The sequence below is a fragment of the Paenibacillus sp. FSL W8-0426 genome (genome assembly GCF_037969725.1).
Lineage (GTDB): Bacteria > Bacillota > Bacilli > Paenibacillales > Paenibacillaceae > Paenibacillus > Paenibacillus hubeiensis.
In genome coordinates this window covers 4,136,960-4,151,674 of record NZ_CP150203.1, presented here as the reverse complement: position 1 = coordinate 4,151,674, position 14,715 = coordinate 4,136,960, and the positions used below count along the sequence as shown (strand labels likewise).

The following is a 14,715-nucleotide window of genomic DNA, read 5'->3' as shown; positions in this document are numbered from 1 at the left end:
GGTATCCTCGTTCTTTCATTTTATGGCTCTCAGCCTGGATGCTCGGCCAGCACGGGCGGGACGTTCGGAGAGATACGATCCGACCAGCGTTAACAGTGCACCGAGGACAGTGCCCCAGGTCAACGGTTCGCGGAGCAGCAGGGTAGACGCAATCACGGTAATTACCGGCACGAGATAGATGTACACGCTTGTTTTCACTGCACCGAGCAAATGAACCGCCCGACTCCAAGTGACAAAGCAGAGAGCGGAAGCGCCCAAACCGAGAAATAGCAGGTTGGCCGCGTTAGCGGGCACGAGCAGCCGGGCCAGATCAGGATGAACGCCTTTCAGCCATACCGCCGGGATCATGAACAACAGCCCATAGCCAAATACTTTGCGCGTTGCGCCGATGGCATGGTAACCAAGCTGGCCGATCTTTCGCATGAGGACCGAATAGAAGGCCCACACCGCAGGTGCAATGAAGGCAAGCAGGTCACCGAGCGGATTGATTTGCAGCACCGTTTGTCCATGAAACGAAATGAGCATAATGCCCATAAGCGCAATGCCGAATCCAAGCATAAAGTTGCGGTTCAATCGTTCCCCGTCCAGCGCGAAATGTGCGACCACCGCGGTGAAGAACGGAGCGATGGATACGATGACGCCTACATTGGAGGCGAGCGTATATTCCAGAGCCACATTTTCAATCAGGAAATATAACGTAACCCCGCACAGCCCGGCTGCCATGAACAGCCGCTCTTCCCGGAAAGAAGCGATCCGCTGGAAGCGTGGATAGATCAACAGCAATGCAGCGTACCCCAGCACAAACCGGAACACCAGAATCTCCACCGGGGTGAAGTCCACGAGCAGCCATTTGGTGGAAATAAACGTTGTGCCCCAGACCAGCATCGTAAACAAGGCCAGCAAATGGCCGGTTGAAGCTTTGGTTGTTTTCGTCATGTCGGATTGCCCGCCTTTTCTGCATGCGGTACCGCTAGTTGTTCGTGATTGAAAATGCGCCGGTATTGCCGCGGCGTCAGCCCGATCAGTTTTTTGAAAAAATTCGTAAAATGGCTTTGATCGCTAAAACCTGTCCTGGCAGCTACTTCCATCGGGAACAATCCCTGTTCGAGCAGCCGCTTTGCGTGATTGATGCGAATGGTCTCCAGGTATCGGTAAGGGGAGATGCCTTTCTGGCGCGTAAACAGCCGCAGCAAATGATATTTGCTCAGGCTTGCCAGATCGGATAACTCGTTTAATGCGATGCTGTCCATGTAATGCGATTCGATATAAGCGCACACGCGCGTAATTTCGGCGGTTTGCTCCTGTTCGGCGTTTGTCCGTTCGGTATCCGAATGTTCGCTGATCAATTGTTCCAGAAGGACGAGCAGCAATTCCTCTTTGCAAAAGTCCTGCCGCTCCGCAAGGATCATGTCATGCAGCTCCTGCAGCGTTTCTACCAGCTCGTTCTGGCAAAGGACATGCGTGGTGAATCGGGGCATGACGTCATGCCCGGTCATTTCCGCAGCGTATCGCCGCATCACCTCCGGTTCGATGTTCAAGCAGCGATAGTCGAGCGTCCGACCGTCCACCTGCTCGCAAGCATGCGGATCACCGGGATTAAAAATAATGATATCGCCGCTGTTTAACACATATTCTTCCTGGTTGCACACCAGATGGCGTTTGCCATCTTCGATGAAACCGATCACGTAATAATCGTGAAAATGGTTCGGAAATTTCTGCATGATACCCTCGAAGCGGTAAGCTTCCAACTGCAGATCGGGATCGTATACGACGGTTCGCACTTCGCGAGTCACATGCTGCACCTTCTTTCAAATGATGTTTCTGCCATTATAAACGAAATCCTCTCCCGTGTTCTTGGATGATATTGCTTCATGTTAGATGTGTGTTGCCTGCCTGAGCATACGCTATTTATAATGAATATTAATGAAAGATTCCCGGCATAGTGGAATTGAGTGCAGGCGTTAACGTCACGGAAGAAACGGAAAAATATCCACGGATATACCATTGGCTTGAGGGTGATATTTGAAAATCAAAACGCGCTGCGCGCTTATTGCCCCCATCCGGCACATCAGGCCTTCGTGTCCGTACTGGATGGAGCAGCGTCATTCGTATCCGATTACCCGATTGCTGAACAAGAGAAGGGAAGTGCTGTTGAATGATGATGAACACCCGCTCGGTGCGACTGGAGGATCTGAGCAAGCTCGAATACAGCGTACGCATTGGCAAAGTATCCGCAGAAAGTTACCGATCCATCATGATTTTGTCCTTCAAAGGCGAGTACGGTTTCGGCAGCAGAGGCAATAGCGATGCCAGATACATGAGCGCCATCGGCAAGGCCGTTTTGGACGCCTGGGCTCCCTGGGGATTGGTCATCGATTTGAGCGAGCTCAAGTACGAATGGGGAGACAAACTGGATCGCGTGTTCGACATCGGGAGCGAGCTGGCGAGAATCAAACCGTTCCCGGTGGCTTTGACCGTTGGACCGGCTTCAGAGGAGGCGGTGCGCACGCTTATTTTGGGTATCGGCGCTAAGGAAACCATCGAGGATATCGGTTGGGTATTTCGCAGCATCGAGGAAGGTTGGACCTATGTTGCAAATCAGTTAGAGCCAAAGGATTAATGGTTCGTTCAATATACATAGGAATCGATGTCAGATAATCTAACTTGGATTTCGGGATTTATTGTTAAGAACGCCTAAGTGGTGTGTCTTTCTTTATCTCCTCCAACAATTCTCCATGCCACCTGCTCGAAATCTTCCGAATTGTTTATATAATGTGAACTAACATAACGGCGTTTCTTCAAAGAGGTTCACGGATAATGATCATTCGGGGGGAGAGCTTTCATGAACGAAACAAAAAAAATGAACATTTTTTCATTGGGAATCCAGCATGTCCTGGCCATGTATGCCGGGGCGATTCTGGTTCCGCTGCTGGTCGGCCGGGCGTTGAACCTGACGGCAGAACAACTCGCTTACCTGGTCTCCATCGATCTGCTGACCTGCGGAATCGCGACATGGCTGCAAGCGCGGAAAGGCAAGGTTCTGGGCATAGGTTTGCCGGCAGTGCTTGGAAGTTCCTTCGTGGCGGTTACACCGATGATCGCAATCGGCAATCAGTACGGGATTCCGGCCATCTACGGCTCCATTATCGCGGCAGGCCTCTTCATTATGATCTGTGCGACCTTCTTCAGCAAAATCGTGAAACTGTTTCCGCCGGTCGTGATCGGTACGGTAGTGACCATTATCGGCCTTGCGCTTATTCCGACCGGCATCCGCAATATGGCGGGCGGCAGCGGAAGCGAGGATTTCGGGGGACTCAGCCACCTCGCACTTTCCTTCGGGGTATTGATGTTCATCCTGATCCTCCACCGTTATGCGCGCGGATTTGTCAAATCGTTGGCTGTTCTGCTCGGCATCATTGCGGGAACCCTGGTCGCTGTCCTGATGGGCAAAGTCAATGTTGCTCCCGTGCTCGAAGCTTCCTGGTTTCGCCTGCCGCAGCCGTTCTATTTCGGATGGCCGACCTTTGAATTCGGTCCGATCCTGACGATGATCATCGTGGGCATGGTGGTTATCATCGAATCGACGGGTGTGTTCATGGCGCTCGGCAAAATTTGCGACCAACCCGTCACCGATAAAGATCTTGCCCGCGGATATCGTGCGGAAGGTCTGGCTTTTGTGCTAGGGGGCATCTTCAATGCTTTTCCGTACAATACGTTTGCCCAGAACGTGGGTCTCGTTCAACTCTCCCGGGTGAAGACGACCAATGTCGTCATGGCGGCAGGCGGCATCCTTGTTTTCCTCGGTTTGATCCCGAAAATCGCCGCTTTCGCAACCATTATCCCGAGTGCCGTGCTTGGCGGGGCAACGGTTGTGCTGTTCGGCATGGTGGTGTCGTCCGGCGTTAAAATGCTGCAATCCGTTGACTTCAGCAAACAGTCGAACTTGCTGATCGTCGCGTGCTCGGTGTCGCTTGGCCTCGGGGTGACGGCAGTTCCCGACTTGTTTGCCCAGCTGCCGCAAGCGATCCGCATCATCGTCAGCGATGGCATCATTACAGGCAGTTTGTCTGCCATTCTGCTCAACGTATTTTTCAATCTCGGCATCAAAAAAGAAAGCATTCCGCTTCAGTCGTCCCCTTCGCAGGCGAACGAAGCACATTCTTGACGTTGAATTAAGCGCACATAAAGCATCGTTTTCCATTCAGTCGGCTTGCTAAAAGTTCATCATCGTTCTTCAGAGCGCGCATGGACTTTTTGCTTTTTGAAAGGTCATATTGAAAAGTTCAATAAGCCGAACCATGCAAAAATAAGGCAAATATGCTACAGTTTTTTCATGACCGCCGTAAACGATGAATGTTATGAGGAACCATATCGAACAATATAACAAAGGAGAGGTGATCATGATGCAGAAGCAACTGATGGATGCCGGATGGAATCTGGACAATAGCTATGCCAGGCTGCCATCCGTTTTTTATACGAAGCAATCCGCCCAGCCCGTTGCTCGCCCCAAATTATTGGTGTTGAATGACGCGTTAGCGGCATCGCTCGGGTTGAATGCAGACCTGCTGGAACAGGAGGAAAACGTCGAAATCTTTGCGGGCAACCGAAATCCGGTCGGATCGGAGCCGTTGGCGCAGGCTTATGCAGGGCATCAATTCGGCCATTTCAACAGGTTGGGCGATGGACGTGCGCTGCTCATCGGTGAACAGCTGACGCCGGCCGGCGAACGAATGGACATTCAGTTAAAAGGGTCCGGCGTTACGCCGTATTCCCGCGCGGGGGACGGAAGAGCCGCGATCGGGCCGATGCTGCGCGAATATATCATTAGCGAAGCGATGCAAGCGCTGGGCGTTCCGACAACCCGTATTTTGGCCGTGGTATCCACGGGCGAAACGATCTATCGCGAGACGGAGCGGCCGGGTGCCGTTCTGACGAGAGTGGCGGCAAGCCACTTGCGCGTTGGGACGTTCCAATATGCAGCCGCTCTGGGCAATGTGGATGACCTTAGAGCATTGGCCGATTATGCCATTCAGCGGCATTATGCCGAACTGGCAGCAGACGATGACAGGTATTTGCGTTTGCTCGAAAACGTTATACGGCGTCAAGCTGCCTTAATTGCGAAATGGCAGCAAATCGGTTTTATCCACGGCGTGATGAATACGGACAACATGACGATCAGCGGCGAGACGATCGACTATGGCCCTTGTGCTTTTATGGATAACTATAATCCGGCGACGGTGTTCAGTTCGATTGATACCCAGGGACGTTATGCTTACGGCAATCAGCCTTATATCGGAGGCTGGAATTTGGCGCGCTTTGCGGAATCGCTGCTGCCATTGCTGCATACTGACGAAGAACAGGCCGTGCAAATGGCACAGGATGCCATCTCTTCCTTTTCCGAATTGTATCATCATCATTGGTTGGCGGGTATGCGTACCAAGTTGGGGCTGTTTAACGCAGAAGCGGCGGACGAAGAACTGGTCAAAGACTTGCTGGACCTCATGGAGAAACACCAGGCTGATTACACGAACACGTTCGTGGCACTAACCTTTGGGCAGGCGGTCGGTCATGGGCTGAGCGACGATGCGGAATTTGCGAATTGGCATGCACGCTGGCAAGCCAGACTCGCGAGACAGGAACAGGGCCCGGAGGCCGTGCGCGAACAGATGAGCAAGACCAATCCTGCGGTCATTCCGCGCAATCATCGGGTGGAGGAAGCGTTGGAGCGCGCAGAGCAGCATGGCGATTACAGCGTGATGAACAAGCTGCTTGCCGTGTTGAAGAATCCCTATGCCCATAGTTCCGAACAGGCGGAGTACGCCGCTGCACCCATGGCTTGCGACCCGAACTATCGCACGTTCTGCGGTACCTAACGAACGAGGCGGATAGCTTGGAGGGAGGAAGCCGTTTGCCAGAGCTGCGAAGCTTGTCCCGGTTCCGGGAGGAGGTATTAGCGTTATTCGGATTTCACGGACTTTCCTAGTGAACAGATGGAGGGTTATGTCAATCGCAGATTTTCGACATTTCGGGAAGATGGCGCCCCTTGTGTGAAGGTATCCGATCAGGGATTTGTCGTTCGCATCCATGAACGGGGCAGCGAGGTGTACGAACGACAACTGGACGATAAAGATGTGGTTCTCTATTGGGGAGGGATCATTCTGTTGGACAATAACGATATACATGATTTGTGGTACGACTATGCCATCGCTTTCGTAAGCTTGAAAAACAACTCCGCACGGGGATGGGGCGACCTCACGCCAGAACAACAGGAAATCGCCGCATTGTGGCTGCTGGAGGCGGATGTGTTCAACGGCGGTTTTGTGCAGTTTTTTTGCAATTGGGGGGAGGAAGCGCTGGTCCATGCGGTTCGTGCGCTGCAAACGATCGGAGCCGCAGACGAGCTAACATACGTGAACGCTTGTTTCGATTGCATCCGACATCTGGAGAACGATGAACGCCTGACGGAACTGTGGGATATCCCCCGGTTTCTGACGGACCAGGAGGAGCAGCAGTTGGATACGCTGGATCAAGAGTTCTGGAACGGAGAAAGCCAAATTGCCCCCAAGGCGTATGAACATTACGCCAGAACGTTGAAAATCGCTGTTCCATAATACTTGGTATGGCAACATTCCATTGAGGAAAACGGCTTGCAAACGTTCAAACGTTCGGATATACTGTCTATAATCTGAAACATGAATTACGTTGAAGGAGCGCAGTAGCAGCTTTGTCCCTGTTTCCAGAAAGTCAGGGGTTGATGGAACCTGACACATACAAGGACTGCGAAGTACACTCTGGAGTATCTTGGGTAATGCCAAGCGGGTTTGGCGAACGTTATTTCGTCATAAGTGGTATGGGCAGCGTGCAACGTCGGGCTGTTCATGCAAACTGGGTGGTACCACGGTTATTCAATCGTCCCTGTGTCTGCGTGCAGACCGGGTGGCGATTTTTTTGTTTTTTGGCCATGGACAGGTAGCTTGCCGTGGCAAAGTTCTGCGCAGTGTGTCTTCATCACGCGTATTCATGATTTCTTTAACTTTAGAAAAGGGGTTGTTTGTGTTGAATATTTTGGACGAACTGCAATGGCGCGATGCCATTAACCAGCAAACGGATGCGGAGGGCCTGCGCGAGCTGGTCGAATCGAAATCCATTTCGCTGTACTGCGGCGTTGACCCTACCGGCGACAGCATGCATATCGGACATCTTATTCCGTTCATGATGCTCAAGCGTTTCCAATTAGCAGGGCATCGTCCGGTCATTCTGATCGGCGGCGCAACCGGCACGATCGGCGACCCGAGCGGGCGCCAGTCCGAACGTTCCTTGCAAACGCTGGAACAGGTGCAGGAGAACGTAAACGCCTTGACGGCACAGATGAAAAAATTGTTCATTACGGAAGGCGACAATCAGGTACGCCTGGTGAACAACTACGACTGGACGCACAAAATCAATGTGATCGAATTTCTGCGCGACTACGGCAAAAACTTCAACCTGAACACGATGCTTGCGAAGGATGTCGTGGCGAGCAGACTGGAAGGCGGCATCTCCTTCACGGAATTCTCGTACCAGATCCTGCAATCGCTCGATTACCTGCATTTGTTCCAGAACGAAGACGTGCAGTTGCAAATCGGCGGTTCCGACCAATGGGGCAACATTACAAGCGGTCTTGACCTGATCCGCAAAAAAGAAGGCCCTGATGCCAAAGCGTTTGGTTTGACCATCCCGCTGATGCTCAAAGCGGACGGAACGAAATTCGGCAAATCGGCCGGGGGCTCGATCTGGCTGGATCCAAACAAAACGACGCCGTTCGAATTCTACCAGTTCTGGGCGAATACCGATGATCGCGACGTCATCAAATACTTGAAATACTTTACGTTCTTGTCCAAAGAAGAAATCGAAGCGTTGGCGGAAAAAGTGGAAACCGAGCCGCACAAACGCGAGGCGCAAAAGGCGCTTGCCGAAGAAATGACCCGTTTCGTGCATGGCGAAGAAATGCTGGAACAAGCCAAGCGCATTACCGCCGCATTGTTCAGCGGCGACATTCGCTCGCTGACAGCGGACGAGATCGAGCAAGGCTTTAAGGAAATGCCAACGTTCGAAACCAACGGCGAGGCGAAAAACATCGTTGACTGGCTTGTGGATCTGGGCCTGGAGCCATCCAAACGCCAAGCCCGCGAAGACATCACGAAGGGTGCCATCTCCATGAACGGGGAGAAAGTAACCGAGCTCGACTTCACCATTTCGGCAGAGCATGCCATCGGCGGCAAGTTTATCATTATCCGCAAAGGCAAAAAGAATTACAGCCTTGTGAAGCTGCAAGGGTAAGCATTCGATGCATGTGCTGAGGCCATGTTCCATTGGGAACATGGCCTTTGTTACGTCTTATTCATGTTTTGTTTATGTGATATAACCTGTCGCTATACGTTCATTATTATCGGCGCAATGTAAAATCATCGCCATCTAGATCAACAACTCCGCATTCTTTCAATTGCCATTTTTCCACTTCGGAAAATTGTAACCGCTTCCTTTTGCGCGAAAACAACACATTCACCAATGGTCAAAATGATGCCGCAACGACGGGAAGCGTTGATGCATCAAGGGTGGGGGATGCGCTAAAATCACATGTTTACGAAAAAAAGCATGATCCACTATCGTTAACATGAAGGTGCGCAAGCAAAGCTGACATGTAAACAGAAGGAGGCGATCCGGCGTGCAGGAAGTCAATCCGATCCATCGGCAGGAGGTCCTGAACAGGGCCAAGATCAACAAGAAACGATGGAAGAAGGTCTGGAAAAACTGGGAGCTCTATCTGTTCATTGCGCCGGCATTTTTGTATTTCCTCATTTTCCATTACGGACCGATGTACGGCATCCAGATTGCGTTCAAAAATTACAATCCGGCCCGCGGTATTTTTGGAAGCGCATGGACGGGTTTCGATCACTTCAACCGTTTTTTTGATTCGTATTATTTTTGGGACTTGATGTGGAACACGCTGGCGATCAGTTTGTATGAGCTGGCGGTTGGTTTTCCGATCCCGATCATTTTGGCGCTGGCCTTCAATGAACTGAAACACAAACGTTTCAAAAAATGGGTGCAAACGGTCACTTACGCGCCGCATTTCATCTCCATCGTAGTGATGGTCGGCATGATCATTGCTTTCCTGTCGCCGTCCACAGGCATCGTTATTCGTTTGCTCGAATGGGTGGGCATCGATGCACCTGCTTTTCTGACAAGCCCGGCCTGGTTCAAGACGGTCTACGTTCTCTCTGGCGTATGGCAGAGCGCAGGGTGGGGCACGATCATTTATCTTGCCGCCTTGTCAGCCGTCGACCCGGGCCTTCATGAAGCGGCGATCATTGACGGAGCGAACCGGATGCAGCGCATTCGTCACATCAACATTCCCGTGCTGGTGCCAACGATGACCATTTTGCTCATTCTGAATATGGGAAGTTTGCTGGGCGTGGGGTTTGAGAAAATTCTCTTAATGCAAAACCCGTTAAACATGGAGTCGTCCGATGTGATTTCAACATTCGTCTACCGCTCCGGTCTGGAAAATGCACAATACAGCTTCTCCACCGCCGTCGGGTTGTTCAATTCCGTCATTAACGCGATTCTGCTCATTACGGTCAATCAAGTCGTGCGCAAAACGAGTGAGAACAGTCTGTGGTAAAGGAGGTAGCAGAATGACAACAGGCATCAAAGAAACGAGGCAAGACCGGATTTTTCTGACACTGAATTATATTTTCGTCACCATTGCGTTTCTGCTTGTCGCTTATCCGTTGGCATACATGATCAGTGCTTCGATCAGCAATCCCAAAGAGGTCGCTTCCGGTGCGATGTGGCTCTTTCCCAAGGACATTACGTTCGAAGGGTACCACAGAGTGCTTCAGGATCAGAGGATCTGGTCAGGTTACGCAAACACCATTTTATATACGGTCGTGGGTACGGCAGTGAATCTCATGGTCACCATTCCGGCGGCTTATGCGCTTAGCAGAAAGGATTTCGTTGGCCGAGGTTTTTTTATGGGCATGTTCATGGTCACGATGTTTTTTGGCGGCGGGCTTGTTCCGAGTTATCTGTTGATCAAAGGGTTGGGGCTGATTGACAGCATGTGGGCATTGATTCTGCCTTCCGCGGCCTCGGTATGGAACATTATCGTTACCCGTACCTTCTTTCAAGGAACCATCCCCGGCGAGCTTCAAGAAGCCGCCCAGATTGACGGATGTTCCAATTTCAAGCTGTTTTTTAGCATCGTCCTGCCCTTGTCGATGCCGATCATTGCCGTTATGGCTCTCTTCTATGGCGTCGGACACTGGAACAGTTACTTTTCGGCGATGATTTATTTGAACGATTCGGCAAAATACCCGCTGCAGTTCGTGCTGAGGCAGATTCTCGTTCTTCAGGAAATGTCTGCCCAAGGCTCCGGCATGATGGACGGATCTTCCGCTTCCGCGCTCAACAACAAAGCGGAGGTAGCAGCACTCGTCCGTTACGCGGTTATTATTGTGTCAACGCTGCCGGTGATTATCGTATATCCGTTTTTGCAACGCTACTTCGTCCAGGGTGTCATGATCGGTTCGGTTAAAGGCTGATCTATACCAAATAAATCATCCAGAAAGGGAGTTGTTGTCATGAAAGGAGTTCGCAAGAAGTCGACGGTTCTGCTCAGTTTGACGTTAGTTGCCAGTTTGCTGGCTGCATGCGGGAATGCCTCTGACGGTGGTTCAACCGCCGAACCGGGGACGCCGGAGGAGACAGGAGTGAAGCAGGAAGGTTTTCCGATCGTTGACGAGCCGATTACATTGACCATGATGTCCCAGGATGTGGGTGTCGCGGATTGGAACACCATGCCTGTCATTCAGGAAGCCGAGAAGCTGACGAACATTAAATTTGAATTCCGACTCACGCCCATAGACAGCTTCGCCACGAAGAAAAACCTCGTTTTTGCCAGCGGCGATTTGCCCGACGTGCTCTACGGTGCGGATCTGACGCCAGCAGAACAGGTTACTTACGGAACCCAAGGCTCGCTGATTGCGCTTGAACCGTACATTGACGGAGGATATGCGCCAAACCTCAAAAAACTCTTCGATGAAAATCCGGACATTCGCAAATCATTCACAACACCCGAAGGTCACATATATGCGCTCCCCTTCATCGACAGTGCAGCCGTCTGGTATCGCAGTCCGATGTGGTATAACGGCAAAATGCTCGAAGCGCTTGGTGTAAAAGAACTTCCGCAGACGACGGAGGAACTGTACGCATTTCTGAAAAGAGTGAAGACCGAGGATCCGAACGGAAACGGGCAAGCCGACGAAATTCCGCTCACTTCCGTGAAATTGGATGATCTGCGAATGTACTTTTTGGGCTTCTGGGGAATGTATGATCCGGTTGTATATGTCGATAAGCAGGACAATGTTTTTTATACACCGATGCAGGAAGGATACAAAGGTTATTTGGAGTTCATGAACCGTCTGTGGAAGGAAGAGTTATTGGATCATGAAACGTTCTCCCAAACGCCTGAGCAGAAAAAAGCCAAAGGAGAAAACAATCAAATCGCGCTCTTTAACGATTATTATTCCTATTTTACATTGGGCGGCGATCCGAATGAAGCGATGAAAAATCCGCTCATGACACCGGTGGCCAGCGAGATTGAAGGTTCGCCCGTTTACGGTATGCACCCTGGACTCTCGGCTAACGGAACGTTTGCCATTACCAGCGTGAATGAACATCCGGAAGCGACGATGCGTTGGATCGACTATTTGTATTCGATTGAGGGCCAAACCCTATTTAACCAAGGCCCGGAAGGCACGCTTTGGAAGTATACCAACAAAGCTACGTATGAAAAAGAATGGCTGCCTGTCCCGGGAGGCGGCGACCGCGAAGAGTACAGAGGCACGATTACGCCGAACTTCGGCATGCTGACGCCAGGACACAACTCGCCCGAACTGACGAATGGCCTGACCACGGAATTCGATGAATGGATCAAGAAAGAAAACGAAGCGAAGCTGATCCCGATCGGCAAAGCGCCATATCCTAACGCCTATTTGACCAACGAACAGCAGGATGAAGCTTCAGCGTTGCTGTCGGACCTGAGTACGTATGTCAAACAAATGGAAGCGAAGTTTGTGACCGGAGAAGTGCCGATGTCCGAATGGGACAGCTATGTAGCCCAGATGAAAAAGATGGGCGGGGACCGCATCCAGGAAATTTATCAGGAAGTTTACGATACTTGGAATGCTGCCGGTCAATAAAAGTAAAAAGAAGCCAACATTCGCGGACAGTGCAGCCCGTCTGCATGTTGGCTTTCCTGTCCGTCAACTCGCAGATCCGCTCTCCGCATCGCTTGCCGTGACGCGATGGAGCTTGCGATATTGACCTGGCGTAAGTCCGGTCTCCTTTTTGAATTTGCGGATAAAGTTCGGCGTATCCAAGTAACCAACCTCCTGAATGAGGTCTTTAATGGGAGTATCCGTTGTTTTCAACTGATGCACGACCATGTCCAGCCGCTTTTGCCAAATATATTGCAGGAAATTGATGCCCGTCTTTTCTTTGAAGAAACGGCTGACGTGCGAGGGCGAAATTTCAAACTCGTAAGCAAGGGTATCCAGACTTAAACTGTGTTCCCTGTAATGTGCATCGATATAGTTAACGATCCGATCGATCAACGATTGCTCTTCTTGCAGAGCCCCTTGCTGCACTTCGGCACAAATTTGCGAAGCCAGGGACAGCAGCATGGATTCCAGCTCCTTCAGCGAACCGCCGACCGTCATGTCGGGAGTCAGTCGTTGTATCAGTTGATAGTCGCCAAGCTCTGAAGCGGTCTTCAACACCGTGTTCAACAAATCAAAGCTGACGCAACGCAGAATCAGCGCCGGCTGCATGGAAGATTGAAGGTTTTCTATGGAAGAGCGTATCGTCCGTGACGCGATCTCCATATTGCCTTGCTTCAAGCTTTGGGCCAGTTTCAGATGGGTCTGGTTCGGGATCCAGTAGGAAGGAGTTGTGTCCTTATACATTTCTTCGAACAATGCGGAAGCCCCGCGGTCACCCGGAACGAGCAGATCAAAGGCGGAGCAGGCCTCGATGTACGACTGATTCAGCTCATGCAGCTGTCGATAAATGCTTCCGGCGCCAATCATCGGTGCAATGGAGTGCGATTCAACGAGCATGCGCTGCACGTGTTCCATCGTTTGCTTCATTTGAACGGTCTCGTCTAGTCCCGCTACTGCATCGAAATTCATGATGATGCCGAATCGGTCCAGCTGCGGCAGTTCAACGCCATACCCGGTAGCGCACATATCAGGCATATCGATATGGGCAAGTGTGCTTGCAATCCGGCGACGGTGCTCCCGATCGGCATTGGATTCGTTCCAGCCGACAACCATGACGAATAAATACTTCTTGTTCAGTTTCAGATCGAAGAGCTGCATCATTTCAGGTGAAACCAGCTCCGGGTTGCCGGATTTGATGAGCGTGGACAAATATTGATTGCGGGCGAACGGTTCCTGCATATCAATCCGGGAACTGAAATCTTGCAGTGCAGTGTGTATTCGCTGTAGTTCGTTCCCGTAACCGATTGTTTCTTCGCCATTCTTCTTCGGAACGCGGGATGAAACAAACTCAACCAATGCTGAGATGGGCTGATACTGCATTTTGGCAAGCACCAATGCGATAACCGCTCCGACAAGCAGTACGACTCCGATGATCATCAGCATGACATCCCGAACGTTAAGCACGCTGCTGAAAAATTGGGAGCTGGGCATGACGGTCATGTACGTCCAGCCATTGGTTTCGGATTGTACGGCGACAATGGAATAGGCTTTACCATCCAGTGCTCGTTCTTGTATGCCTGGAACCATCTGATTCAACAACATTTCTGAAGCGTCTGCGCTTAGCGTATCGCCTTGATGGTTGGCCGCAAGTACTTGCCCTTCTCCGTCAAGTACAAAGGTTAAGCCTTGATAACTTCCAAGGATGGAATCCATCAAATCGGTAATTGCCGACTCCTTGATGAAGTACATCACGGTTGCATGCGGGTTCAAGCTGTTGGGTGTAATCGGGATCAGATAAGCCAGTTTGCGGTCTTGCAAGCCTTCTTTAATGCTGACCGTATCGGCGGGTCTTACCATCGGATGTTTGATTTCATTCAGATCATGCTGCAAGGACGTTTTGTCCCAATTAGCGAAGCCAAGATTGTGCGCAAATACGTCGAAGTCGGTAAGTCCTTTGCTGGAGTAAATATGTTTGCCGTTATGGAAGTACAGATAGATTTCATCCATGATGGAGCTGGTGGCTTTGTATTGATCCAATGCGCGAATCGCTTCCGGGCTGGTCAGCGTTTGAGTCGCCTTATAATGGGACAGCCGATGGTCGTACGAAATCCGGGAAGCAATATCGCTGAGCTCTTTCATGCGGCTATCGATCATCGTTTTGGTTTGTGAGAGTTGGGCCAGTCGTGAGTTTTCGATCTCTGTCCGGAGCGTCTTCACGGCATTTTCATAGATGAATATGGTCATGAGCACCAGGGGGATCAGCAGAATGAGCAGGTAAGAACAGATGTATTTGAGGAACAGCCTGGATTTGAAATAGTTTATTCTCAAGTGAAAGCGACTCCTTTCCATTGGGAAATGGTCATTTCTCCTTAAATGATAGCAATATTGAAACGGTTTGCACACCAATTATTTCTTGATTAAGGCGAACGCTTCGCTTCTCCAGATTGGT

Annotated in this window: 12 protein-coding genes and 1 other annotated feature; of the genes, 9 read left to right on the top strand and 3 right to left on the bottom strand. The window is 50.9% G+C overall.

Annotated features, from left to right (window positions below; translation table 11 throughout):
- Nucleotides 1-15: 15 nt before the first annotated feature.
- Together MKY59_RS18460 and MKY59_RS18455 are read right to left on the bottom strand one after the other, a co-directional pair.
- On the bottom strand, nt 16-936 hold the full coding sequence (locus tag MKY59_RS18460) for a DMT family transporter (RefSeq protein WP_339272991.1): 921 nt from the start codon (nt 934-936) through the stop codon (nt 16-18).
- On the bottom strand, nt 933-1,793 hold the full coding sequence (locus tag MKY59_RS18455) for an AraC family transcriptional regulator (protein WP_339272989.1): 861 nt from the start codon (nt 1,791-1,793) through the stop codon (nt 933-935). The genes MKY59_RS18460 and MKY59_RS18455 overlap by 4 nt, the downstream gene beginning before the upstream one ends.
- Nucleotides 1,794-1,952: 159 nt before the next feature.
- On the opposite strand from MKY59_RS18455, the gene MKY59_RS18450 reads away from it, so the two are divergent.
- The 9 genes from MKY59_RS18450 (at nt 1,953) to MKY59_RS18410 (ending at nt 12,245) form a co-directional block, all read left to right on the top strand.
- Complete coding sequence (locus tag MKY59_RS18450) at nt 1,953-2,159, top strand: Dabb family protein (RefSeq protein ID WP_339272987.1); 207 nt, start codon at nt 1,953-1,955, stop codon at nt 2,157-2,159.
- Nucleotides 2,156-2,620 (top strand): hypothetical protein, encoded by a 465-nt coding sequence (locus MKY59_RS18445; protein WP_339272985.1) that lies wholly within the window; start codon nt 2,156-2,158, stop codon nt 2,618-2,620. Before MKY59_RS18450 ends, MKY59_RS18445 begins: the two co-directional genes overlap by 4 nt.
- Before the next feature lie 222 nt (nt 2,621-2,842).
- Complete coding sequence (locus MKY59_RS18440) at nt 2,843-4,165, top strand: nucleobase:cation symporter-2 family protein (RefSeq protein WP_339272983.1); 1,323 nt, start codon at nt 2,843-2,845, stop codon at nt 4,163-4,165.
- Nucleotides 4,166-4,400: 235 nt separating this feature from the next.
- A complete protein-coding gene (locus tag MKY59_RS18435) occupies nt 4,401-5,873 on the top strand; it encodes a YdiU family protein (RefSeq protein ID WP_339272981.1) in 1,473 nt (490 codons plus the stop codon).
- Between the two features lie 174 nt (nt 5,874-6,047).
- Complete coding sequence (locus MKY59_RS18430) at nt 6,048-6,611, top strand: DUF4375 domain-containing protein (protein ID WP_339272979.1); 564 nt, start codon at nt 6,048-6,050, stop codon at nt 6,609-6,611.
- A gap of 82 nt (nt 6,612-6,693) precedes the next feature.
- Nucleotides 6,694-6,920, top strand: a binding site (T-box leader).
- 136 nt (nt 6,921-7,056) lie between these two features.
- Nucleotides 7,057-8,319, top strand: a complete 1,263-nt coding sequence (gene tyrS, locus MKY59_RS18425; RefSeq protein WP_236412103.1) for a tyrosine--tRNA ligase — start codon at nt 7,057-7,059, stop codon at nt 8,317-8,319.
- A gap of 421 nt (nt 8,320-8,740) precedes the next feature.
- Entirely contained in the window at nt 8,741-9,664 is a 924-nt protein-coding gene (locus MKY59_RS18420; protein WP_339278434.1) for an ABC transporter permease subunit, read from the top strand.
- Nucleotides 9,665-9,677: 13 nt separating this feature from the next.
- Nucleotides 9,678-10,586: a carbohydrate ABC transporter permease gene (locus MKY59_RS18415; RefSeq protein ID WP_339272976.1), complete on the top strand. Its 909-nt coding sequence runs from the start codon at nt 9,678-9,680 to the stop codon at nt 10,584-10,586.
- Nucleotides 10,587-10,625: 39 nt separating this feature from the next.
- On the top strand, nt 10,626-12,245 hold the full coding sequence (locus MKY59_RS18410) for an extracellular solute-binding protein (RefSeq protein WP_339272974.1): 1,620 nt from the start codon (nt 10,626-10,628) through the stop codon (nt 12,243-12,245).
- Between the two features lie 63 nt (nt 12,246-12,308).
- Here MKY59_RS18410 and MKY59_RS18405 read toward each other — a convergent pair whose 3' ends face one another.
- Nucleotides 12,309-14,594 (bottom strand): helix-turn-helix domain-containing protein, encoded by a 2,286-nt coding sequence (locus tag MKY59_RS18405; protein ID WP_339272972.1) that lies wholly within the window; start codon nt 14,592-14,594, stop codon nt 12,309-12,311.
- Nucleotides 14,595-14,715: the final 121 nt, after the last annotated feature.

Coding starts and splice junctions, on each gene's coding strand:
- MKY59_RS18460 (WP_339272991.1), bottom strand. CDS start 936: ATGACGAAAACAACCAAAGCTTCAACCGGCCATTTGCTGGCCTTGTTT.
- MKY59_RS18445 (WP_339272985.1), top strand. CDS start 2,156: ATGATGATGAACACCCGCTCGGTGCGACTGGAGGATCTGAGCAAGCTC.
- MKY59_RS18440 (WP_339272983.1), top strand. CDS start 2,843: ATGAACGAAACAAAAAAAATGAACATTTTTTCATTGGGAATCCAGCAT.
- MKY59_RS18435 (WP_339272981.1), top strand. CDS start 4,401: ATGATGCAGAAGCAACTGATGGATGCCGGATGGAATCTGGACAATAGC.
- MKY59_RS18415 (WP_339272976.1), top strand. CDS start 9,678: ATGACAACAGGCATCAAAGAAACGAGGCAAGACCGGATTTTTCTGACA.
- MKY59_RS18410 (WP_339272974.1), top strand. CDS start 10,626: ATGAAAGGAGTTCGCAAGAAGTCGACGGTTCTGCTCAGTTTGACGTTA.